A 21,997-nucleotide genomic window follows, 5' to 3' on the forward strand; every position below is an offset into this window, starting at 1 on the left:
CGGCGCCGGCGCCGGCGATGCCGGCGACAGAGGACTTGCGGAAGTTCAGGGTGCGGGTGGCAGTCATGGGGGTACCTCTCCAGGTGGTGGGACGTCGCGTGGGGAGGGCCGACTGGGGGGTCGGCGACACGGGTGGGGCCGCTGGGGCCGTGGTCCGTGTCGTGGGGCCGGTGTCTGGGTGGCGGGCGGTGTGTTCCGCCCGGTCCGGCGCTCGGCTCCCCGGTACGTCAAACACCGTGCGGGAGGCCCCCGGCTGGTGGCAATAATGTGACCTACGACCCCATCTAGTGACAAAACGGACAGGGGTGGAAGAGGGGCGATCCTGACGGGAGAAAGCCCGCCGCCGGTCTACTAGGCGCCGTCCTATGTGACGCGGGCCCTATGCGCGGGCTCACACGACACCGGCCCCGGAACCCCGGATTCCTACTCCCCGTAACACCCCGTACACAGCGATAGGGGTCCCGTTCCTCGGCCCCGGTCGCGCCCCCGCCTTCCTCGGCCCCAGCCTGGGTCCCGCTCTGCGGTTCGCTCCTTGCGCTCCCGGCCTTGCGCAGAGTGGCCGAGGAGCCGGATCGCTCCAGCAGGTCCAGCACCGCCGGGTGGTCCAGCGTGGTACCAGAACACATTCCGGGTGCGGGTGGACCTGGGTGAGCAGTCAGGGCAGGCGGTTGGCGATGCGGGGTCGCCTCGTCGGCGAGGTCGTCGTCGAAGCCGACGGTCATCTCCACCTTGGCCACAGTCCCGTCGGTGAGCTCGATGCCGCGCAGAGTGGGTGGCATCGAGCGGGCGGCGTCTGCGGTGACTGCCGCTTCGCGGGCATCGGTCTTGGTCTTGCCGGGGCAGAGAGCGGCGATGCAGCGCATCGTCAGGCCGTCCGGTTGGGCGGCGTGGCACCCGGTGTCCGGGGTGACCGACAGGGGGGACAACCGTGCCGGACTGGAGGCCGGGAGCCCCATTACGGGGCCACGAAGAAGGTAACGGTGGGTGCTGGTGTTTGTTGGTTGCCTGTGGCAGGTAAGAATGCGTGTCTATGACTTCTCTTAGCCAGTTGGTGTCCGGTGTTCATGTGTGGGCGCCGGGGGGCCACGGGGTCTGGGGCCTGGCCAACTGCGGCCTGATCTCCTCAGGCCGCGATGCCCTGCTGATCGATACCCCCTACACCCTTGACCTGACTGATGAGTTCCTTGCTGCGGCCCGGCATGTTGCCGGCCCCGGGGCCCGGATCGGTACGGTTGTCTCGACTCACGGCAATGGCGACCACACCTGGGGCAACCAGCGTGTGAGCGGTGCCGAGTTCATCGCGACCCGCCGCACCCTCGAACATCAATGTTTCGAGCCCACTCCGGGGCAGTTGCGTGCTCTGATCGAGGACACCGACGCCGGCGCCCCGCTGGGCTGGTACTTCCGCAGGCACTTCGGCGGGTTCGACTTCACCGGTATCACGGTCCAGGCTCCGACCAGGACATTTGACGGCCGGCTGGAGCTGTCCGTGGGAGACATCCCGGTCGAGCTGTACGAGGTGGGCCCGGCTCATACGGTGGGTGACCTGGTGGTGCATCTGCCTCTGCAGAGAGTCGTGTTCGCGGGGGACGTGGTCTTCGCCGGGGATCATCCGTGTCACTGGGCGGGGCCGCTGGACAGCGCAGCTGCCGCCTGCAGGAAGATCCTGGATCTTGACCCCGAGTGGATTGTCCCCGGCCACGGCCCCGTCCTGGACCCCGGCGGGCTGAACACGTATATCGAGTACCTCGAAGACCTCTCCGGCCAGGCCCTCCTGATGCACGGCCAGGGCAGAACCCCTGCCGAGGCGGCGGAAATCCTGATCGCCGAGAACCGCTACCCGGGGCTGGGCCTGGCTGAACGCATGGCCATCACGCTCGGCTCCGAGTGGCGCCACCTCGACGGTGACACCTCGGATCCCGACCTCGTGGGTCTTGTGGGGGCCGCCGCCCGGATCGCCTGGCACCACTCGGGAGCCGCAGCAGAGACTCGCGCCCCGGCAGCCAGCTGACCACGGCGGCTGTGCCACCGTGGTTTCAGCCGCCGTCACCGCCCCACCACTCCGCCGACCCATTCCGACATCGTCTTTCCGCCGTTCTCGCCGCCCCCCACTTCGACCACGCCCCAAGGCTGTGCGAGATGCCGGTGACCGGGGAAGCCAGAAGCTGCGGAATGCCCGTCCGTCCGGCGGCTCATGGTCTCGGTGTGGTGCCGGCCGGAGGCGGGATCTGCTGGAGTATCGCTCCCGTGGCGGCGACGGGCAGTGCCGGGACCGGCACGCGGGTCGCGTGGTATCGGTGTCCCTCAGCAGCCGGGTCAGCACCCGTGCGGCAGGGCGGGAGGGGCGGGCATCCGGAGGAAGACCGCTGACGAGGTCCTCGAACGCGTCGCCCCATATCTCAACAGAGTTCCCGGCTCAGAAGACTGGCGGCGCGGGGTACAGCGATGAGAGGAAGGGGCTGTGATGCCTTCTGCGATCAGTTTGGTGAAGGTACAGGAAACTGCTCCTGGCTTGGTCGACCTGTACAAGAAGGCTGTGGTCAGCCTGCGTAAGAACCGGCTGGAGGGGGTGCGGGCCGCGGTCTATCTGGTGCTCGACCGGTCCGGGTCGATGAGGCCGTACTACCGCGACGGGACGGTTCAGCATCTGGCGGAGCGGGTCCTGTCGTTGTCGGCTCATCTGGATGACGACGGTGTGGTTCCGGTGGTGTTCTTCTCCACCGACATCGATGGAGTCAGTGAGGTGAGGCTGGACAACTACGAAGGGCGTATCGAGAAGCTCCACCAGAACCTGGGGCGCATGGGGCGTACGAACTATCACTGGGCCATGGACGAGGTGATCGACCATTACCAGGGGTCCGGGAGCCAGGATCCGGCTTTGGTGATCTTTCAGACGGATGGCGGGCCGACGAGTCGGCTCGCAGCCGAGCGGTACGTGTGTAAGGCCGCGAAGTTGCCGCTGTTCTGGCAGTTCGTGGGCTTTGGTGATCCCGACGACAACGAGTTCTCGTTTTTGCGTAAGCTCGATGAGCTCGCTGTTCCACGCAAGCGGATCGTCGACAACGCCGGGTTCTTCCATGCGGGAAAGAATCCTCAAGCCTTGAGCGACGGCGAGTTGTACGACCGGATGCTGCACGAGTTTCCCGACTGGCTGGCCAGTGCGCGCGCGGCGGGAGTTGTTGTCCATGGGGACGGGGCAGTGCGGTAAGCACCGCGCAGGAGTCTCCGCTGTCCCGGGACGAGACGACGCCCGGCATACTGGTCGCTCTCCTGGCTCAGTCGGGCGGCTCCTGCGATCTTGCCTGCCGATGCTTCCGCCACGGGCGCCCTGGGCATTCAGGACGGGCGCCTGCACACTGTGGAGTTGACGCCGCTCGGCAACGGGAAGCCAAGCCTGTGGTCGTCCCGCGCCCCGCAGCCTTCAGCGATGACGGCGCAGGATGGGACCCGAACGCGCGAAGACCGCACGCCTTTCAGTCGATCCGGCATCGGCAAGGTGTAGCAAAATGAATGATTCCTCCCATCGAGACATGTGAATCGCGTATTGATGGACGCATGTACCCCTTGGGGCGTGGCGGGGCCGATTCGGGCGCGTTTGCGCATGGCGTTCACGGGTATTAACTGAAAACTTGTGTGCTTCTTGTGACAACTTGTGAGGGTTCGGTGGCTGCTGGGATCGCCGTGTCTGCCTTCCCGTGTGGAGCACCCCTCTCTCCTTCGTCAAGAGGCGGGACGGTTGTTCTGTCGTGATTCAGGCGTTTTGGGGGATGGTGTGGGGCTGGAAGAAGATGCCGTCACGGAGTGTCGCGAAGAGCAGATAGATACGGCAGCGGGTGCCACGCATCAGGGCTTGCTTGTGGCGTTTCCCCTCGGCCGTCGTCCGTTCGTAGATCGGAGCCCCGGATTACCGAGTGACGGGAGCCGGGCCCGCTTAGGCGGCGGTGGGGAAGGCGGATCCGTCACGGACGTCGATGAGGATCCTGGGTTCGGTCCTGACGTCCGTCGCCGGCATCGACGTCAGGGGCACGGAAGGAGGGCGGGGCTCCAGCAACTCCTTGATGGCGGCGGCGAGTTCCCTGCGCTGGTCGGGCAGCGCGGTGAGGTTCTTCGCGAGCTGGGGAACGATCGCTCCGGCCGCATCGGTGCCCGGGACTACGAACGTCTGCCCGTCGAGGGCGGTGAAGAGGGCCTCGACCAGCCGCCCGGCCATCCTGGGCGCCTTCGGCCTCAGCAGTGTGATCAGGCGCAGTCGGCCGACCGCCGATGTCGGAGGTCCGTCACCGCCGCAGGGGAACAGCGGACGCCACGACACGCGTTCTGCGAGCCGACCACATGACCTCGCGAGAAGGGAGCCTGCGCTTCCAGGTGCTGGGATCGGTCGAGGTGCGCTGCGGGGATTCCCCCACCCGCCTGCCCGGCACTGTGGCGCGCCGCGTGCTCACCGTGCTGATGCTGTCCCCCGGCGAGGTGCTCAGCACCCCTCGGCTCGCCAAGGCGGTCTGGGGCTCGTGCGGTCCGGCGACCGCCTCGAACCAGGTGCGCAAGGCGGTTACCCAACTCCGCCAGGCGATACCGGGTGCGGGTGACTACCTGCTCACCGACGGTCCGAGCTACCGGCTGAACGTCGGTGCGGCCGAGTCCGACCTGGTGGAGTTCAACCAACGCCGCCTACGGGTCCGAAAGCTCACGGAGAGCGGAGCAGACGAGGCCCAGCTGACCCAGGAGCTGCAGACGGCCCTGTCCCTCTTCCGCGGCCAGGTCGCGGCCGACGTCGTCGACGGCGACGAACTGGAGAACGGCCTGATTCGCGCGGCCGCGCGGGTGGTGGAAGAGCGACGGCTCGCGGCGGAGAAGGAACTGATCACCCTGCGGCTGCGCTCGTCGCCGCCGGCGTCGGTCATAGGAGACCTCCGGGAACTGGTGGCGCAGCACCCGCTCGCGGAGGACCTGCGCGCACAGCTCATGCTCGCGCTGTCCCTCTCTGGGAGGCAGGCCGACGCGCTCGCCGAGTACGCCGAGATACGCACCCTGCTCCGCGACGAACTGGGCATCGACCCCGATCATTCGCTGGCCCAGGTGCACGAAGCGGTGCTGCGCCGGGACGCGTTCGCCTATCTGCGGGCCGGAGCCCCGCCCCGCTACTACGTGCAGCACACCACCGCGGAGCATGACGCGGGCAGACGGCACGTGACACCGCGGGTCCAGAAGGCACCCATGAGGGCCACCTGCACCCTGCCTCACGGGCTGACCGACTTCGTCGGCCGCCGGGAAGAGGTGGACACTCTGCTGCGGATCGCCCGGGCGGGCTCCCGCGGCTCGGGGCCGCTGCTGATCTGCGTCGACGGCATGGGAGGCATCGGCAAGACGGCCCTCGCGCTGCATGTGGCCCACCGGCTGGCCCAGGACTGCCCGGACGGCCAGTTCTACGTCGCGCTGCACGGGTTCAGCCCGCATGAGGGGCCCCGCCAACCCGCCGAGGTGCTCCAGGTGCTGCTGCGCTCCCTGGGGACCGAGGCGGCGCGCATCCCGGCGGACCTGGACAGTCTGGTGGCCGTGTGGCGTGCCCGGCTGGCCGATTCCAAGGTGCTGCTGCTGCTCGACAATGCCGCGAGCGAGGCGCAGATCGTGCCGCTGCTACCGCCGGGCAACGGCTCCCTCGCCCTGATCACCAGCCGCCGTCGTCTCTACGGCCTCGACGGCACCGAGCCCTGCCCGGTTTCCCGGATGAGCGCGGGCGACTCCCGCGAACTCATCGAGCGGCTGCTCGGGGACGAACTGGAACCCGAGGCGACGGAACGGCTCATCGCGTACTGCGGAGGACTCCCGCTGGCACTGCGCCTGGCCGCCGCCAAACTGCGCAGCCGCCCCACGTGGACGCTGTCCCACCTGGTGGAGCGCCTCGGCGACATGCGCAGGCGCACCTCCGAACTCCAGGCGGGCGACCGGAGCGTCCGGTCGGTGCTCCAGCTCTCCTCCGACGCACTGACCGAGGCACAGCGCCACGCCCTGTGCGTGCTGGCCCTGGTGCCCGACGCGAGCATGGACGCGTACGAGGCGGCCGCCCTGCTCGGCACCAGCCCGAGCGGGGCCGAACTGCTGCTGGAGAGCCTGCTCGACGTGAACCTCCTCGAACAGCCCCGCATCGGCCGCTACTCCCTGCACGGGCTCGTGGCCGGTGTCACGGCGGGCATGGAGGAATTCGAGCAGCTCCTGCTCAGCGGCGCGCGGGGCTCCGCGCTCCGTCGGCTGCTCGACTACCACCTGGCGGTCAGCACGCGGAGTTGCCTCCTGCTCGGCCGCCCGGACGACGGGATCGGAACCGGCCACGGCACCGCCCCCCACCTCCCCGAGATCAATAGCCGGAAGGCGGCGACGGAGATCTGCGAACGGGAGTCACCCGCGATGCTGGCGGTGCTGTGCGGCTCCCGGCAGGAGGGGTTCTTCGGGCCGGCCGCGCAGCTCGCGCGCAACCTGCGGTTCGTCCTGTCGCCGGACGGCTGCCACGTCTTCGACGACGAGGAGAACGGCGGGGAGTACGCCGGCGGGGCCACCGGCCCGAGGGAGGCCGAGGCGTTCAGGACGGAGCTGCTCGGTCTTGCCGCCGCCTGCCGGCGCACCGGCCTTCTGGAGCAGAGCGCGACGCTGACTGCCACAGCGCTGAGTCTGGCCGGGCCCCGGGGGACCCGCTGGGGGTAGCCGGGCATCCAGGTCCGCACAGGCGCGGTGCGGCCGGGGGTCAGGGCGAGGACGCGACCCGCGGCCGCGCGGCGGGCTCCAGCCTGACGGGGATGCTGCGGTAGGCGCGGAAGGTGACGCTGGGCCGCCGCTCGACGGCGCCCGCCGCAGCCGGCGTGGCCGGGGCGTGCGCCAGCCACCGCAGCACCGCGCGCCCCTCCACCTGGGCCAGGGCCGCGCCCAGGCAGTGGTGCACCCCGCCGCCGAAGCTCACGTGCGGGTTGGGGTCGCGGGTGATGTCGAGCCGCTCGGGGGCGGCGAACCGGGCCGGGTCGTGGTTGGCGGAACCCAGCAGCAGCACCAGGATGCGGCCCGCGCGCACGGTGCGGCCGTCGATCTCCACCGCTTCCTTCACATAGCGCGCGGTGGCCTGGATCGGCGCGTCGTAGCGCAGGAACTCCTCGACGGCCGGGACCGCCAGCTCCGGCCGGCCGCGCAACAGGGCCAGCTGCTGGGGGTGTTGCAGCAACGCGGAGAAGATCGTGGAGATCAGATTGGTGGTGGTCTCGAACCCCGCGAAGAACAGGAAGACCACGTTGTCGACCAGCGTCTCCCGGTCGAAGCCGGGATGCGTGCGCCGGGCGGCCAGCAGATTGCTGATCAGGTCGTCGGCGGGCCGCTTCGCCCGCTCGTGGACCAGCCCCGAGACGTAACTGCGCAGCCACGTCACCGCCTTGTGCGCCGCCGCCCGCTCCTCGACGGGCACGTACAGGGCGAACGCCTTGGCCAGCTCCACCGCGTGCGGCCGCACCGCGGCCCGGTCCACATCCGGGATGCCGATCAGCTCGCAGACCACGGTGACCGGCAACGGGAAGGCCAGGTCGCCGACCACGTCCAGGACCCCGCCGGAGCCCGCCCGGTCCTGGGCCTCCGCCATCAGCCGGGCCACCTGGGCGGCGACGTACTCCTCCAGCCTGCGCATCAGCCCCGGGCTGAACGACCGCTGCATGATGCCCCGCAGGAAGGTGTGCGCGGGCGCGTCCTGGTCCAGCACGATCCGCTTCAGGAACTCGTTCGCGGGCCCCGCCCCGGTGGAGAACTCGTGGTACTCCGGCGGGTACTCGTGCCCGAGCCGTCGGTCCTTGAGCAGCCGGCTGACATCCTGGTGGTGCGAGACCACCCACTGACCGGCCGCGCCGCGGGCGAGCCGGCCCGCCGTGCGCAGACCGGCGTACACCCGGTAGGGGTCCGCGACCACGGCGGGATCGCGGGAGTCGAACTTGACGGGCAGCTCTCGCATGCGGCCGACGCCTCCTGTGGTGTGCGCTGGTGTCCGGTGAGCCTGACAGCTCGGGAGCGGGGGAGCGGGAACCTGTCGCCAGTCCTTCACCGCCGTCCGCCGCCCCGCGCAGGGCTCGCAGACTGGGCGGGCCAGGGGACCACCGGAACAGAGCCGCGCACCCGAGGGTGCCGGGAGGTGACGCAGCGTTGAACACCGTGCTGAACATGCCGCGCTTCCTGCTGGACGACGCGCGCGCCACGCGCGACCCCTACCCGGTCTACCGCAGCCTGCGCGCGTACGGCCCGGTCTGCCGGGGCGGCCCGGGCCAGTGGGTCTTCCCGCGGCACGAGGAGGTCTCCACGCTCCTCCGCGACCCCCGGCTGGGCCGGGAGTTCCCCGAGGAGTACCAGGCGGTGTCGGTGGGCGAAGGACCGGCCAACGACTATCTGCGGCGCATCGTCGTCGACCGCGACCCGCCCGGCCACACCCGGCTGCGCCGGCTGCTCGTCAAGTCGCTCAGCCCCGCGATGGTGCGCGGGCTGCGCGAGCCGATCGCCCGGCTCGTCGACGGACTGCTGGACCGGTTCGCCGACGAACGCCGCTTCGACCTCGTCGCCGACCTGGCCGTGCCCGTACCGATGGCGGTGATGAGCGAGCTGCTGGACATCCCCCGCCCCGACCGGGCCGACATCGCCCGCCTCGCCACCTCGCTCGCCCAGGCCTTCGCGGTCTTCATCCCGCCGGACAAACAGCGCGAGGCGCACGGGGCCGTGGTCGAGCTGCGGGAGTACATGGCCGGGCTGGTCCGTGAGCGCAGGCGCCGCCCGGGCGAGGACCTGCTGTCGCGGATGCTCGCCGCGGTCAAGGAGGGCGAGGAGCCGCTGACCGACGAGGAGATCATCGACAACGCGCTGTTCGTCTACTACGCGGGCTTCGAGACGACCACCAACGCCATCGCCACCGGCGGCGACCTCTTCGTCCAGCAGCCGCACACACAGCGCCAGTTGCGGGCCGACGCCGGAATCGTCGGCAGCGCGCTGGAGGAGTTCATGCGCTACGACGCACCCATCCACGCCACCACCCGGCTGGCCCTGGAACCGATCGAGATCGCCGGACTGACGATCCGCAAGGGCCGGGTGGTGGTGCTGCTGCTCGCCTCCGCCAACCACGACGAGCGGGTCTTCCGCGACCCGGGCCGGGCCGACCTGACCAGATCGCCCAACCCGCACCTGAGTTTCGGCGGCGGCGTGCACCACTGCCTCGGCGCGGCGCTGGCCAGGGTGGAGGGGGCGGTGGTCTTCGAGCGGCTGGTCGCCCGGTTCGCGGATATCGCTTCGGCGGGCGAGGGCGTGTGGGAGCCCAGCGCGGGCGGCTTCCGGTTCCCCTACTGGGCCCACCGCAGCGTGCCGGTGGCGGTGCGGCCCGCCTGAGCCGGACGTGGCAGCGAGCCCGCCGGTGCGGCGATCGCGGTCACCACGACGCCCGCACCCGCGGCCCAGCGTCCACGCAGGGCCGGGAAGCCGGTGGCGACCGGGTCGAAGGCGGCATCCGCCCGGCGGACCCGGCGGAAGCCGCCCGAGACCGGCCGCACCACGAACGTGCCGGAACCACGGCCGGTTTCGAGGACGACCTCGGCGTCGTCGAAACCCAGCCAGCACCCCGTCGCGGGATACCAGACCTTGTAGTACGCCTCCTTGGCGCTGAAGAGCAGCCGGCACCACGGCACGTCCGCCCCGGTCGTCGCCAGCTCGTCGAGGTGGGCCCGCTCGGCCGCCGAGGCCACCCGGGCCAGCACCCGGGCGGGCAGCGGGGCGCGGGGTTCGGCGTCGATGCCCAGCCCGTCGGCGTCCCGGGACCGCGCCACCGCCGCTGCCCGGTAGCCCTGGCAGTGCGTCAGGGAGCCGACCGTCCCGGCCGGCCACCGGGGCGCACCATCGACGCCGCGCACCAGCGGAACGGGCGGGACGCCCAGCTCGGCCAGGCAGCCGCGCGCCACCCGCCGGACCGTGGCGTACTCGGCACGGCGCGCGGGCAACGCGTCGGCGACCTGGCGCCGTTCCGCCTCGAAGAGCTCGGGGCCGGTCAGCTCGCACGTGCTCTCCCGGGCCGCCGCGTACGCCGGCAGCAGGGTCCGGATCACGCCGGAGGCCGCCGTGGTCCGGGTCAACCGGATACCGCCGCCGCCCGCAGCGCCACCTTGTCGATCTTGCCCACAGGGGTCCGCGGCAGCACCGGCAGCTCGCGCATCTCGTCGGGCAGCTTGAACGAGGCCAGCCCCTTGCCCGCCAGATACCGCTTGATCTCCACCAGCGAAGGCGTCCGTCCCGACGCCCCGGGGACCACGAACGCGAGGATGGCCTCGCCGAGGCCGGCGTCCGGCCTGGCCACCACCGCAGCGTCGTCAAGCGCCTCGTGGCCGCGCAGATGCCCCTCGATCTCGTCGGCCGACACCTTCTCGCCGCCCCGGTTGATCACGTCCTTGGCGCGGCCGACGATCACCAGGTTGCCCTCGGGGGTGAGCCTGGCCAGGTCGCCGGTGCGGAAGAAGCCGTCGGGCGTGAACGACGTGCGGTTCGCCTCCGGCGCGTTCCAGTAGCCGTTGATCGTGTACGGGCCGCGCGTGACCAGCTCGCCCACCGCACCCTCCGGCACATCGCGGAACTCCTCGTCGATCAGCCGGAGTTCGTCGAGTCCGGACAGCGGGCGGCCCTCGGTGCCGGACACGACCTCTTCCGGGTCGTCCAGACGCGTGTAGGTGAGCAGGCCCTCGCCGATGCCGAACCAGTTCGTGATCCGGCAGCCGAGCGCGGACTGCGTGCGCCTGGCGGCCTGCTCGTCGAACTTGGAGCTGCCCACCTGGAGGATGACCCCCTCCATGTCCACCGGCCGCTTCGCCGCGACCTTGGACCACAACGCCGCGAGGGCCGGCACCACCGTGGTGTGGGTGACGCCCTCCTTCTCGATCAGCGGGAAGACCTCGTCGGGGGAGGGGCTCGCGGCCAGTACCGCCTTGCCGCCCACCAGCAGTGCGCCCAGCACTCCGGGGCACCCCAGCGCGGCGTTGTGGGCCGCCGGGTTCGCCGCCAGGTAGACGCTCTCCGCGTCGAATTCCAGAGCCTGTGCGCAGGCGGCGATGTTGAAGAGGTAGTCGTCGTGCGTACGCGGTATCAGCTTGGGCTTCCCGGTGCTGCCGCCGCTGAGCAGCAGGAACGCGACACCCGAGGGATCGACCTCGGGCAGCGGCCCGCCGTCGGCGCCCTGGGCACGGACCCGGTCCAGGGGCGTGAGGTCCCCGCTGTCGCCCGCCACGATCACCGTGCGGACGCCGGGGAGGGACGCGGCGTGGCGGGCGAGGGTGCGGTAGTCGAAGCCCTGGAACCGGCCGGCGGTGACGTAGCCGACCGCGCCGGAGGCCTCGATCAGGTGCCGCACCTCGCTCTCCCGGTGCCCCGGCAGCGCGAACACCGGGATGATGCCCGCCCGGAACATCCCTACCGTGACGGTGAGGAACTCGACGACGTTCGGCAGCTGGACCATGACCCGGTCACCCGGTTTCACCCCCCGGGCCAGGAGACCGCGAGCGATCTCGTCGGCCTCGGCGCGTACCTCGCCGTGCGTGAGGCGGCGTCGGCGGTCCACGGCAGCGGTCCGGTCGGGGAAGGCCGCCGCCGCCCCGGCCAGCGCGTCGCCCAGCGGCACCCCCCGCCAGATCCCGGCGGCCCGGTAGCGGGCGGCATCCTCGTCGCTCCACGGTGTGAACTCATCCATGGCGGCCAGTGTTCCGGCCCGCCAGGCCACGCCGCCCGGGACGAACAGAGCCGTGAAAGAGACGACGGCCGCCACCGCGATCGCTCCTATCGTCACCAGCGTCACCGACGAGATCCCGACCCCCGGGACGCCCGGCCGAGGAGTGATGGATGAGCCGACCCCACACGCTGAGCTGGCTCGACGCACCCCGCGACGACACCGGGGTGGAGATGTTCGACGAGACCTCCCATGTCTACCGGCCCTACTCCGAACTCGCCGACGCGGCGAGCCGGATCTCGGGCGGGCTGATCGGGGCGGGTGTGCCCCGCGGGGCGGTCGTGCCGCTGCTGTGCTCCACCGGACCCGACCTCATCGCCGCCTTCTACGGGGTGCAGGCCGCCGGATGCGTGGTGAGCGTACTGGCGCCCCCCACCCGGGTGTCGGGCGAGGCCGCCCGCGCACACGTCCGCGCCGTCGTCACCGCCGTGGACGCCGACACCGTGGTGGTGGACGCCGCCCACCACGACTACGCCGTGGACGTGCTCGCCGAGGCCGGGCCGCGTACGCGCCTTCTGCTTCTGGAGGAGCTCGTCGCTGCCGAGCCCGGCCGACGGGCCCCCGACGAGCAGGCCCTCGTCCAGTTCACATCGGGCAGTTCGGGCCGGCCGCGCGGCGTACGGATCAGCCACGCCGCACTCGACGCCAACACCGCCGCGATCCGCGCCTGGGAGCGGGCGGGCCGCGACGACTCCTGGTGTTCCTGGCTGCCGATGCACCATGACATGGGGCTCATCGGCTGTCTGGTGGTGCCTGTCTCCGGCAACAACCGGCTGGCGGTGTGCAGGCCCGAGACCTTCCTGCGCCACCCGCTGTCGTACGTCACCCGATTCGACGCCAACCGCGTCGACCGGCCCGCCACGATCACCGCGACCCCGGCTTTCGGACTGCAGCGCATCGTGGACCGGATCGGCCATGCCGACCTCGAAGGCGCCGACCTGTCCGGCACCCGGGCGGTCATCGTCGGGGCCGAACGCATCGATCCCGCCCTGGTGACCCGCTTCACCGCTCTGATGCGCCCGCACGGCCTGTCTCCGCACACCCTCACCCCCGCCTACGGCCTGGCCGAGAGCACCCTCGCCGTCACCGGAGTGCCCGTCGGGGAGACCCCACGAGCCGTCCGCGTGCACCGCGACACCCTGCGCATCGGAGCCCGGGTGAGCCTCGCGGCCGCGGCCGCGGACCGCGAGACGGTCCACGTGATGAGCTGCGGCCGCGCACTGGACGGCCTGACGGTGCACGTCGTCGACGAGGACGGAAAGCCTCTGCCCGAAGGCTACGTCGGCGAACTGGCCGTCTCCGGCTCCTCGCTGGCCGACGGCTACCTCGCGGACGGCTCCGCCGAGTGCACCGCCTTCGAGGACGGACGGCTCCTCACCCGCGACGTCGCCTTCGAGCTGGCGGGGGAGTTCCACGTGCTGGGCAGGCTCGGCGACAGCGTGAAGGTCCATGCCCGCTCCCTCTTCGCCGAGGACGTCGAGCTGATGCTCGGGCGGGCCGGGCTCAACCTGAGCAGGGTCTGCGTCGTGCTCGGCGAGGCCGACGGACACCCGCACGCCGTGGCCGTGCTGGAGGGACTCGACGACCGGGCCGCCGAGGTGGCCGAGGACGTGCTCGCCACGGCCTGCCCCGGCACCCGCCGCCACGTGGCCCGAGTGCCGCGCGGTGCGATCCCCCGCACCAGCAGCGGCAAGAGCCGCCGCCGTCAGCTCTGGCAGCACCTCAGCAACGAACGCGTCTTCGACGCGGTGCCCGCCGCGACCGACACCACCGCCTGACCAGCCCCGGAACAGCAGAGCCCGACCGCCCCCAGAAACAGGAGACCACATGTCCTACTCCAGTGAAGAGGTGCGCGAGACCGTGCTCGCGATCATCGAGCAACTCGCGCCCGAACGGGAGCGGTTCGAGCCGGGCAAGGACATGCGTCTGGTCGAGGACCTGGGGTTCCACTCGCTGGCCCTGCTGGAGATGGCGTTCGCGATCGAGGACGACTTCGACCTTCCGCCGATCGACGAGCAGACCGGACGTGCCATCCAGACCACCGAACAGGTGCTCACCTACGTCCTGAGCCAGGTCGAGGTCCGGACGCCGTCGTGACCGCCACCACTGACCCGAGCACGACGACGTCATGACGGAATGAAGGAGCCACGATGACCGAGGCGATCTCCCTCTCGGACCTCACCAAGCGATTCGGCGAGCAGACCGCACTCGACCGGGTGTCGCTGCAGATCCCCGCCGGAACCGTGGTGGGCCTGCTCGGCCCCAACGGAGCGGGCAAGACCACCCTCATCAACTGCCTCACCACGCTGCTGCAACCCGACGGCGGCACCATCCGCGTCCTGGGCCACGACCCCGCGACCGACCCCTCCCTGGTACGCGCCAACATCGCCCTCACCGGGCAGTTCGCCGCCCTCGACGAACAGATCAGCCCGCGCGAGAACCTGGTGTTCTTCGGCCGGCTGCTCGGTCTCGGCAAGGGCGAGGCCCAGCAGCGGGCGGGCGAGATGATGGAGCGCTTCGAGCTGGGCGAAGCGGCGTACACCCCCGTCGGATACCTCTCCGGCGGCATGCGCCGCCGTCTCGACCTCGCCGTCAGCCTGGTCGTCCCGCGGCCGGTGCTGGTGCTGGACGAACCGACCACAGGCCTCGACCCGCGCAGCCGCAAACTCCTGTGGGAGATGGTGAGGGCCGAGGCGGCACGGGGGGTCGCCGTCCTGCTCACCACGCAGTACCTGGAGGAGGCCGACCAGCTCGCCGACCGCATCGTCGTCATCGACAAGGGCCGGGTCCTCGCGGACGGATCGTCCGACGAGCTCAAGCGGGGCGTGGGCGGCCTGATGTGCCGCCTCACCCTGACCAGCGCCGCCGACGCCGAAGCGGCGCGCCTCGCCCTCGGCGAACTGCCGGGTGTGACCGCCGATGGCGAGAAGGTCGCCGTGCCCATGGCGCGCCCCGAGGACATCGCCGGGCTGCTCGGCCTGCTGGACGGCAAGGGGCTGCGGATCGCCGACATCGAGGTGACCAAGCCGACGCTCGACGAGGTCTTCTTCGCGTTCACGGAGCCGGCTGCGAAGGAGGCCACCCGATGAGCACCACGCCCGACGTCGCCGCGGTGCCCGGCCCCCCGGCACCCCCGGGCCGCCCGGCCGGCTGGCAGCACGACTTCCAGGTGCTCTTCGACCGGCTGCGGGTGCGCTCCTTCTCCCGGGGCGGCCTGGTCGCCACCGTCGTGCAACCGCTGCTCTTCTTCGCCATCTTCTACTGCACCTTCGCCACCATGCTCGACGAACGAGGCATCCACTTCGGCCGCTTCGTCACCCCCACCGTCCTGGTCCAGGCCCTGATGTTCGTGGCCATCGGAAGCGCCACCGACCTGGCCGCCGACCGTTCAAGCGGCGTCTTCTCCCGCCTGCTGACCAGCCCGGTCGACATGCGCGCGATGAGCCTGGCGCACCTGGCCGTCGTCGCGCTGCAGGGCCTCCTGTCCAGCGTCGCCGTCGTCATCGCCGGACACCTGGTGGGTTTCCGCTTCGGCCAAGGGGTGCTCGCCGCCCTGGGATTCATGGTGTTCGCAGTGGCGTTCACCGTCGCCCTGTCGCTGGCCACGGCCACCATCGCGCTGCGCCTGCGCAACCTGGAGGCCCTCAGCGCGGTGCTCCACCTGCCGTACCTGCCGCTGCTGGTGCTCTCCACCGGCTTCGTCAAGGCGGACCTCTTCCCCGGCTGGCTCCAGCCGGTCGTCGCGGCCTCCCCGGTGTCCGGGGTGATCGACGCGCTGCGCGCCCTGTCGAGCGGCGAACTCACCTGGAGCGCGACGCTGCCCGGCCTCGCGTGGCTGGTGGGTCTCGTCGCCCTCTTCTCGTGGACCACGACCGCAGCCTTCAGGAAGGTGGCCGTCCGATGACCGTGCAGTCGCCGGGGCCCGTCGCACCGACGGTGCTGCCGTCCCCCTCGCCCGACCCGGCCACCCTGGCCAGGGCCTCCGCGATCATCGCCGGGCGCGTGATCCGCCAGTTCGTCCGCAACCGGATGATGCTCATCGTCACCATCGCCTTTCCGCTGCTCCAGCTCTTCATGCTGCTGGCCGCCTTCAGCGTGCTGGTGCGCGACACCCAGGACGTCGACTACGTCCGGCGGCTCGCCCCGCTGATCGTGCTCACCACGGCGTTCTCCTCGATCCTCACCACCGCGATCGCCCTGTGGAGCGACATCCGCAGTGGGGTCTTCAACCGGCTGCGGGCGATGCCCCTGGACATGCGGGCGTACGTCTTCGGGCGGATCGGCGGCGACTTCGTACGCATCATGGGGGTGGCCGTCCTGGTGACGCTGGTCGCCCACACGGTCGGCTTCCGGTTCTCCCGGGGGCCCTTGGCGATCGTCGGCTTCTTCGGGATCGTGGCGCTGTTCGGGATGATGTGCAGCGCGCTGGCCGTCGCCGTGGCGCTCGTCGCCCAGCACCCCGGCATCATCGTGCGCTACGTCCAGATGCCCACACTGGTACTGACGTTGATGTCCAGCGGTTACGTACCCCTGGAGGCATTCCCGGGCTGGATTCAGCCGGTGGTGAGCGTCAACCCCGTCTCGCTGGCGGCCGGCGCCCTCACCGGGCTCTCCCACCAGGGCGCCCTGACCGGACCGGTGCTCGGCACCGCCGGCTGGACCCTGGGGATCACGGCGGTGTGCACGGTCGTCGCCACCCGGCGCTTCGCGATGCTCGTGAAGCGCGGCTGACCGTGGCGGACATCGTCGTACTGGGCGGGGGAGTGACCGGTCTCGGCCTCGCGGTCTTCGCCGCCCGCCGCGGACACCGGGTGACGCTCGTCGAACGGGACGGCCCGCCCCCCGGGGGCGGGGCCCACACGGAGGTGGCCGACTGGGCAAGGCGCGGTGTGCCGCACGCCCGCCAGGGGCACGCCCTGCTCGGGCTGGGCATCGGGGTGCTGCGCGAGGAGTGCCCCGAGGTGCTGGCGGAACTGACCGGCAGGGGCGCGGTCCCCGTCACCCTGGAGACGGGCGGCGACGATCTCGGCCTGCTCAGCCGCCGGCTGGTCTTCGAGGCCGCGCTGCGCCGCCGGGCCGCCGCCGACCCCGCAGTCACGCTGCTGCACGACCGGGCCACGGGCCTGCTGAGTTCCGGCGCACCGCACGGCGTTCCCCATGTGCACGGGGTCCGCCTCGCGGAGGGCGGCGACCTGGCCGCTGACGTGGTGCTGGACGCCACCGGCCGCAGATCGGCGGCGGCCGCCTGGCTCCCCGCGATCGGCGGCACCCCGCCCCGGGAGACGGTCCAGTCCTGCGGGTTCTCCTACATCGCCCAGGAGTTCGCGCTGGGCCCCGGCGGCCGGTTCCCGTCCCTGCGGGCGCCGGTGGTGCACGAGCTGGACTTCGCCACCGTGCTGGCCTTCCCCGGCGACAACGGCCGCTTCCATCTGTCGACCACCGTGTCCTCCCATGACCCCGTACGGACGCGGCTGCTGGAGCGCACGGTCTACCTCCGCTTCCTGGCCAGCGTGGCACCGGTGCGCGACTGGCTCGACGGGGCGGCCCCGGTCGGAGACCCGATGCCGATGGCCGGGCTGGAGAACCGCCACCGGTCGCTGGCGGTGGACGGAGCGCCGCTGGTCACCGGCTTCGCGCTGGTGGGCGACGCCTGCGTACAGACCAACCCCACCTTCGGACGCGGCGTCTCCCTCGCCCTGGCGCACGCCAGGACCGTCGCCGACCGGATCGGCAGCCTCGACCAGGCCCCGGTGGACTGGGCGCGGGAAACCCACCAGGCCACCGAAGAGTGCCTGGGGCAGTGGTTCGAGCAGCAGGTCGCCACCGACGCCGCCCGGCTCGCCGAACTCGCGGGCGGCGCGCCCGACGACTCGCTGACCGCCCGCGTGCTCACCGCCCTCGCGGTCCTGCGCGAGGAGGACGAACTCGTACGGATCGCCGCCGAGCGCGTCTACCACATGCTGCTCACCCCGGCCGAGCTGATGCGCGACCGCAAGGTGGCCCGCAGGGTGCTCGCGTTCCTGCGCGAACACCCCGAACTCCGGCGCGAGCACGTCGGACCCAACCGTCAGGACTTCGAGCGCCTGGTCATCGGCTGAGCGCCCACAGAAGGGAACACCATGAAAGTCACCCTGCCCACGGACGTCACGCTGAGCTACGACATCTACGGACCCGAGGACGGCCCCGTGGTCGTGCTCGTGCCCGGCCAGCACCAGGCATCCCTGTTCGAGACCATGCAGGTGCCGCAGCTGACGAAATCCGGGTACCGCGTCGTCACCTTCGACCTGCGCGGCGTGCACCCGTCCGAGGAGACCCCGCCGCCGTACACCGTGGAACTGCTCGGGCAGGACCTGGCCGCCCTCAACGAAGCCCTGGAGCTGGGCCCCTGTACGTACATCGGCTACTCGGTGGGCGCGATGATCCTGCTGGAACTGGCGATGAAGCGCCCCGACCTCATCGAGCGCGCCGCCCTCATCGGGGTCCCGTGGAAGCCCGGCAAGCTGCAACAGGCCATCCAGGCCGAGGCGGTGGACCGGCTCAAGAACGGGCACAAGGTCCCGGCCCTGCTGGAGGGGGCCTTCCGGGCGATGTACCTGTTCGGGCCGCGCGCGCTCAACCGCGACCAGTTCATCGCCCCCTATCTGGAAGGGCTGGCGGGCCTGGCCGAGTCGGGCGGGCACGGCGCCATCGGACACGCCGAGGCGAGCACCAATTTCCGCCCCGGCGACGAGGAAGTGGCCGCCGTGCGGGTGCCGCTGCTCGTGGTCGGCATGGAGCACGACATCGTCGCGCCCCGCCACCTGTCGCGGGAGCTGGCGGACCTGATCCCGACCGCCCAGTACACCGAGATACGCAACTGCGGGCACGCGTCCCTGCTGGAGAAGCCCACCGAGGTCAACGCCCTGGTGGCCGACTACCTGCGCTCCGGCAAGGTCGGCACTCCGCGCGGCTCGCGCCGGCTCTCCGATGACCGTACGGAAGCCGTCTGACAGCCGTGGTGCAACGGGACGGGCTCCCGGCCTCGCGCAGAGGCCGGGAGCCCGTCGTCGTACCGCCCGTTACTGGCGGGCCGTGAGCCGGTACAGCCGGTGGAACGGGTGCCCCACATCGATCGCCCGGGTGTCCAGGCCGGCCTCGGCGGCGTACGCGCGCACGGTGTCCGGGCGCATCACCGTTCCCGTGGCCGCGCTCGGCGTCCGGCTCATCCCGACGGGCAGGCAGTGCAGCACACTCACCGCGTAGTGGAAGCGCTCGCTGTCCGGCGCCGTCGGCGTGAACCGCTCGCCGACCGACGGCTCCATCAGCAAAACCGCACCCCCGGGAGCCGTCAGCCCACGGCAGGCCCGGAGCACGTCCACCGGCGCGGACATGTCGTGCAGAGCGTCGAACACGCAGACCAGAGTGTGACCGGCCACCCCAGCCTCACCGGCGTCACCGGCCCGGAACGTGACCCGGTCGCGCAGCCCCTCCGCGGGATCGGCGGCGGCGAGATTCGCCTCGGCGTCCCGGATCGACGCCTCGTCCAGGTCGAGCCCGTGCACCTCGGCGTCGGGGAACATCCGGGCCAGCGCCAGCGTGGAGAGGCCGGAACCGCACGCCACGTCGGCGATGCTGCTCCCCGGCACCCGCAGCCGGGCATCGATGTCGGGCAGGTGACGGCTGATCCAGCCGGGCAGGTGGTGTTCGAAGACACCGCGGTTCAGGCCCGCCTGGCCACCGCGCAGGGCCTCGCCGTAGGCCGCGTACGGCAAGCCCCGGCGACCGCGGTAGGCCTCCACCAGCTGTGGCAGCACGGCCGCCATACCGCCGATGGGCATCACGACCAGCGGCGCGATCCAGTTCGGGCTGCCGGCGTCGAGGAGCGCCTCCGCGTGCGCCTGCGGCAGCGTGAACTGTCGTGCCTCCGGTGGCGCGTGCGGCGCGTCGACGGCCAGCACCCCGGCACAGGTCTGCTGCTCCAGCCACTCCCGTACCATCCGGGCGTCGAGGCCGGCCTCCTCGGCCACCTGCGCGGCCGTGGCCGGACCGGTGCGGCGCAGGGCTTCGTACAGGCCAAGTTCCAGGCCCAGGAAGCAGGTCATCAGCTCGGCGGACGCGAGCCCGGCGCCGAAGAGCCGCAGCGAGAACGCCTGCGTGGAGTCCGCAGCGGGCGCGGCCGGCTTCCCCCGCTGGGCGGGAGGCGTACCGGGTGGGGGACCGGCGGGCTTTCCGCGCGGTACGGACGGTATGCCGGAGGCGGGGTCGCGGAAGGCGGGAGCCACGGCGGTCAGAGGTGGGCGAGGACGTTGACGACATTGCCGTCGTGGTCGCGGTAGAAGAAGCGCCGTACGCCCCACTCCTCGTCCGCCGGTCCGTACAGGATCTCCAGACCGGCGGCGCGGGCCCCTTCGAGCGCCGCGTCCAGGTCCTCCACCTCGATGGAGGCCGCCGGGTTCACCGGGCCGGTGGGGTCCTTGGTGATCAGGCTGACCTGCACGGAGTGGTCCGTGGGCGGGGCGAGCGTGGCGATCCAGCCGTGATTCATGATCACTTCCATTCCGGTGACCCGGGCGTGGGCCTCCACTGCGGAATCGAGGTCGGTCACGGTGAGCAGCGGCATCGCGCGGAGTGCAGACATGTGCGCCAGCGTAACCAGTGCGCCCCGCGCCCCGGGGGGCCTTTCCGCCCTCTTTCACCCCCGCGGCGCATACCCCCCGGCGGCCGTACGTTCTCCTCGCATCGGCCTCCTTGCGCGCGAGCGCGCGCCGGCCGAACTCGCCAACCCCCAAGGAGGACTGACGTGGGACTCGTCACCGCGACCGGCACGGACATCCCGGAATCCAAGCTCGCGGAGCTGGGTGGGGCGATCAGGGGCCGGACCGTCACCGCACAGGACGCCGACTACGACGAGCGCAAGCAGATCTGGAACGGCTACTTCCAGAAGAGCCCCGGGGCGATCGTCCAGGTGGACGGCGCCTCCGACGTCGTCAAGGTCGTCAACTTCGCGCGGGAGAACGACATCGAGCTGGCCGTCAAGGGCGGCGGCCACTGCTTCGCAGGCACCGGCACCGTCGAAGGCGGACTACTGCTCGACACCTCCCGGCTGCGCGGCATCCGGGTCGACCCGGCCAAGCGCCGTCTGGTCGTCCAGCCCGGACTGGAACAGGGCGACGTCGACGCCGAGACCACCAGTTTCGGCCTCGCCGTCACCGGCTCCCAGGAGTCGTACATCGGCATCGGCGGGCTCACCCTCGGCGGTGGCCTCGGCTGGCTCGCCCGCTACCGCGGTCTGCTCGTGGACAACCTGATATCCGCCGACCTCGTGCTCGCCAGTGGCGAGCTGGTGACCGCCACCGCCGAGAACCACCCCGACCTGTTCTGGGCGATCCGTGGCGGCGGCGGCAACTACGGCGTGGCCACCCGCTTCGAGTTCGACCTGCACCCGCAGGGCGACTGCATGGCGGGCCTGCTGGCCTTCCCCATCGACCAGACGGTCGACGTGGCCCGGCGGCTCGACGAGTTCAACCGGACCGCCCCCGACGAGCTGACCACGTCCTTCGCCTTCCTCACCGCCCCGGGCGGCGCACCGGCCATCGGCCTGGGCTTCGTGCACGCGGCCCCGGACGAAACCACTGAGGAACTGATCGGCCAGATGCGCGGACTCGGCACCGGCGCGCTCCTCGACCACTGCGGCCCGATGCCGTACGTGGCCGTGCAGCGGATGCTCGACGAGAACACCGTCGCCGGTCACCGGTACTACCCGCGCTCGTTCCTGCTGCCCGAACTGCGCGACGAGCCACTGCGGATCCTCGCCGACGGCTTCGTCAACGCCCCCTCCGAACGGAGCCTGGTCGGCGGCGGCCTGATGGGCGGTGTGATGTCGAACGTACCGGCGTCCGAGACCCCGTTCCTGCACCGCGAGGGTTACCTGACCAGCATCCTCACGTCCTGGACCGACCCGGCCAAGGACGAGGAGGCCGTCGAGTGGACCGAGAAGGTGTACTCCGAGCTCCTCCCGTACACCACCGGCGCGGTCTACGCGAACCACCTGGGCGCGGACTCCGCCGAGCGCATCGAGGACGCCTACGGCTCCAACTATGAGCGGCTGACCCGGATCAAGGGCGTCTACGACCCCGACAACTTCTTCCACACGAACAACAACATCAAGCCCGCGAGCTGAACCTGACGTTGGGGCCGCCGCGCCGGCGGGGGGCGCGCGCGGGCGGCCGAGAGCCCCCCCCGCCCCCGCCCCCCGCG

The 21,997-nt window shown here is 71.4% G+C and carries 19 protein-coding genes; 12 read left to right on the forward strand and 7 right to left on the reverse strand.

Annotation, left to right across the window (positions count from 1 at the left end; genetic code table 11):
• Window positions 1-284: 284 nt before the first annotated feature.
• Window positions 285-956, reverse strand: coding sequence for a transposase (locus tag ACFXBC_RS31130; protein ID WP_385032009.1), 672 nt, complete (start codon window positions 954-956; stop codon window positions 285-287).
• 74 nt (window positions 957-1,030) lie between these two features.
• Between ACFXBC_RS31130 and ACFXBC_RS31135 the strand changes: the two genes are divergently transcribed.
• Both ACFXBC_RS31135 and ACFXBC_RS31140 read left to right on the forward strand, forming a co-directional pair.
• Window positions 1,031-2,011 (forward strand): MBL fold metallo-hydrolase, encoded by a 981-nt coding sequence (locus ACFXBC_RS31135; protein WP_385032012.1) that lies wholly within the window; start codon window positions 1,031-1,033, stop codon window positions 2,009-2,011.
• Window positions 2,012-2,464: 453 nt separating this feature from the next.
• Window positions 2,465-3,208 (forward strand): vWA domain-containing protein, encoded by a 744-nt coding sequence (locus ACFXBC_RS31140; RefSeq protein ID WP_385032015.1) that lies wholly within the window; start codon window positions 2,465-2,467, stop codon window positions 3,206-3,208.
• 723 nt (window positions 3,209-3,931) lie between these two features.
• On the opposite strand, the gene ACFXBC_RS31145 is transcribed toward ACFXBC_RS31140, so the two are convergent.
• Complete coding sequence (locus ACFXBC_RS31145; RefSeq protein ID WP_385032018.1) at window positions 3,932-4,210, reverse strand: hypothetical protein; 279 nt, start codon at window positions 4,208-4,210, stop codon at window positions 3,932-3,934.
• 122 nt (window positions 4,211-4,332) lie between these two features.
• Here ACFXBC_RS31145 and ACFXBC_RS31150 point away from each other — a divergent pair, with 122 nt between their 5' ends.
• Window positions 4,333-6,696 (forward strand): BTAD domain-containing putative transcriptional regulator, encoded by a 2,364-nt coding sequence (locus tag ACFXBC_RS31150; RefSeq protein WP_385032021.1) that lies wholly within the window; start codon window positions 4,333-4,335, stop codon window positions 6,694-6,696.
• Window positions 6,697-6,736: 40 nt separating this feature from the next.
• Here ACFXBC_RS31150 and ACFXBC_RS31155 read toward each other — a convergent pair whose 3' ends face one another.
• Window positions 6,737-7,975 (reverse strand): cytochrome P450, encoded by a 1,239-nt coding sequence (locus ACFXBC_RS31155; RefSeq protein WP_385032024.1) that lies wholly within the window; start codon window positions 7,973-7,975, stop codon window positions 6,737-6,739.
• Between the two features lie 197 nt (window positions 7,976-8,172).
• On the opposite strand from ACFXBC_RS31155, the gene ACFXBC_RS31160 reads away from it, so the two are divergent.
• Window positions 8,173-9,387 carry a cytochrome P450 gene (locus tag ACFXBC_RS31160; protein WP_385032063.1) on the forward strand — a complete coding sequence of 405 codons (1,215 nt, stop codon included), beginning with the start codon at window positions 8,173-8,175 and terminating at the stop codon, window positions 9,385-9,387.
• On the opposite strand, the gene ACFXBC_RS31165 is transcribed toward ACFXBC_RS31160, so the two are convergent.
• Window positions 9,342-10,124, reverse strand: a complete 783-nt coding sequence (locus ACFXBC_RS31165) for a 4'-phosphopantetheinyl transferase (RefSeq protein ID WP_385032027.1) — start codon at window positions 10,122-10,124, stop codon at window positions 9,342-9,344. The two genes, ACFXBC_RS31160 and ACFXBC_RS31165, sit on opposite strands and share 46 nt — an antisense overlap.
• Window positions 10,121-11,821, reverse strand: a complete 1,701-nt coding sequence (locus tag ACFXBC_RS31170; protein WP_385032030.1) for a (2,3-dihydroxybenzoyl)adenylate synthase — start codon at window positions 11,819-11,821, stop codon at window positions 10,121-10,123. Before ACFXBC_RS31170 ends, ACFXBC_RS31165 begins: the two co-directional genes overlap by 4 nt.
• Before the next feature lie 53 nt (window positions 11,822-11,874).
• Between ACFXBC_RS31170 and ACFXBC_RS31175 the strand changes: the two genes are divergently transcribed.
• From ACFXBC_RS31175 to ACFXBC_RS31205, 7 genes are read left to right on the forward strand one after another with little or no spacing between them, the layout of a single operon-like run.
• Window positions 11,875-13,539 (forward strand): AMP-binding protein, encoded by a 1,665-nt coding sequence (locus ACFXBC_RS31175; protein WP_385032033.1) that lies wholly within the window; start codon window positions 11,875-11,877, stop codon window positions 13,537-13,539.
• A gap of 49 nt (window positions 13,540-13,588) precedes the next feature.
• Window positions 13,589-13,858, forward strand: a complete 270-nt coding sequence (locus ACFXBC_RS31180) for an acyl carrier protein (RefSeq protein WP_385032036.1) — start codon at window positions 13,589-13,591, stop codon at window positions 13,856-13,858.
• A 53-nt stretch (window positions 13,859-13,911) separates the two neighbouring features.
• Window positions 13,912-14,850, forward strand: a complete 939-nt coding sequence (locus ACFXBC_RS31185) for an ABC transporter ATP-binding protein (protein WP_385032039.1) — start codon at window positions 13,912-13,914, stop codon at window positions 14,848-14,850.
• Window positions 14,847-15,665, forward strand: coding sequence for an ABC transporter permease (locus tag ACFXBC_RS31190; protein WP_385032042.1), 819 nt, complete (start codon window positions 14,847-14,849; stop codon window positions 15,663-15,665). The genes ACFXBC_RS31185 and ACFXBC_RS31190 overlap by 4 nt, the downstream gene beginning before the upstream one ends.
• Window positions 15,662-16,492 (forward strand): ABC transporter permease, encoded by an 831-nt coding sequence (locus ACFXBC_RS31195; protein ID WP_385032045.1) that lies wholly within the window; start codon window positions 15,662-15,664, stop codon window positions 16,490-16,492. Before ACFXBC_RS31190 ends, ACFXBC_RS31195 begins: the two co-directional genes overlap by 4 nt.
• Window positions 16,441-17,859 carry an NAD(P)/FAD-dependent oxidoreductase gene (locus tag ACFXBC_RS31200; RefSeq protein ID WP_385032048.1) on the forward strand — a complete coding sequence of 473 codons (1,419 nt, stop codon included), beginning with the start codon at window positions 16,441-16,443 and terminating at the stop codon, window positions 17,857-17,859. Before ACFXBC_RS31195 ends, ACFXBC_RS31200 begins: the two co-directional genes overlap by 52 nt.
• Before the next feature lie 21 nt (window positions 17,860-17,880).
• Window positions 17,881-18,750, forward strand: coding sequence for an alpha/beta fold hydrolase (locus ACFXBC_RS31205; RefSeq protein WP_385032051.1), 870 nt, complete (start codon window positions 17,881-17,883; stop codon window positions 18,748-18,750).
• 69 nt (window positions 18,751-18,819) lie between these two features.
• Here ACFXBC_RS31205 and ACFXBC_RS31210 read toward each other — a convergent pair whose 3' ends face one another.
• Complete coding sequence (locus ACFXBC_RS31210) at window positions 18,820-20,022, reverse strand: class I SAM-dependent methyltransferase (RefSeq protein ID WP_385032054.1); 1,203 nt, start codon at window positions 20,020-20,022, stop codon at window positions 18,820-18,822.
• Between the two features lie 5 nt (window positions 20,023-20,027).
• Window positions 20,028-20,378: a VOC family protein gene (locus ACFXBC_RS31215; protein WP_385032057.1), complete on the reverse strand. Its 351-nt coding sequence runs from the start codon at window positions 20,376-20,378 to the stop codon at window positions 20,028-20,030.
• A 162-nt stretch (window positions 20,379-20,540) separates the two neighbouring features.
• On the opposite strand from ACFXBC_RS31215, the gene ACFXBC_RS31220 reads away from it, so the two are divergent.
• Window positions 20,541-21,920 (forward strand): FAD-binding oxidoreductase, encoded by a 1,380-nt coding sequence (locus ACFXBC_RS31220; RefSeq protein WP_385032060.1) that lies wholly within the window; start codon window positions 20,541-20,543, stop codon window positions 21,918-21,920.
• Window positions 21,921-21,997 lie beyond the last annotated feature (77 nt).

It is taken from the genome of Streptomyces sp. NPDC059398 (genome assembly GCF_042751845.1).
GTDB lineage: Bacteria > Actinomycetota > Actinomycetes > Streptomycetales > Streptomycetaceae > Streptomyces.

Bases quoted from the DNA above. Each gene is read 5' to 3' on its own strand.
- ACFXBC_RS31175 (WP_385032033.1), top strand. From the start codon at position 11,875: ATGAGCCGACCCCACACGCTGAGCTGGCTCGACGCACCCCGCGACGAC.
- ACFXBC_RS31135 (WP_385032012.1), top strand. From the start codon at position 1,031: ATGACTTCTCTTAGCCAGTTGGTGTCCGGTGTTCATGTGTGGGCGCCG.
- ACFXBC_RS31185 (WP_385032039.1), top strand. From the start codon at position 13,912: ATGACCGAGGCGATCTCCCTCTCGGACCTCACCAAGCGATTCGGCGAG.
- ACFXBC_RS31215 (WP_385032057.1), bottom strand. From the start codon at position 20,378: ATGTCTGCACTCCGCGCGATGCCGCTGCTCACCGTGACCGACCTCGAT.
- ACFXBC_RS31155 (WP_385032024.1), bottom strand. From the start codon at position 7,975: ATGCGAGAGCTGCCCGTCAAGTTCGACTCCCGCGATCCCGCCGTGGTC.
- ACFXBC_RS31130 (WP_385032009.1), bottom strand. From the start codon at position 956: ATGGGGCTCCCGGCCTCCAGTCCGGCACGGTTGTCCCCCCTGTCGGTC.
- ACFXBC_RS31190 (WP_385032042.1), top strand. From the start codon at position 14,847: ATGAGCACCACGCCCGACGTCGCCGCGGTGCCCGGCCCCCCGGCACCC.
- ACFXBC_RS31180 (WP_385032036.1), top strand. From the start codon at position 13,589: ATGTCCTACTCCAGTGAAGAGGTGCGCGAGACCGTGCTCGCGATCATC.
- ACFXBC_RS31140 (WP_385032015.1), top strand. From the start codon at position 2,465: ATGCCTTCTGCGATCAGTTTGGTGAAGGTACAGGAAACTGCTCCTGGC.
- ACFXBC_RS31145 (WP_385032018.1), bottom strand. From the start codon at position 4,210: ATGGCCGGGCGGCTGGTCGAGGCCCTCTTCACCGCCCTCGACGGGCAG.
- ACFXBC_RS31150 (WP_385032021.1), top strand. From the start codon at position 4,333: ATGACCTCGCGAGAAGGGAGCCTGCGCTTCCAGGTGCTGGGATCGGTC.
- ACFXBC_RS31205 (WP_385032051.1), top strand. From the start codon at position 17,881: ATGAAAGTCACCCTGCCCACGGACGTCACGCTGAGCTACGACATCTAC.
- ACFXBC_RS31195 (WP_385032045.1), top strand. From the start codon at position 15,662: ATGACCGTGCAGTCGCCGGGGCCCGTCGCACCGACGGTGCTGCCGTCC.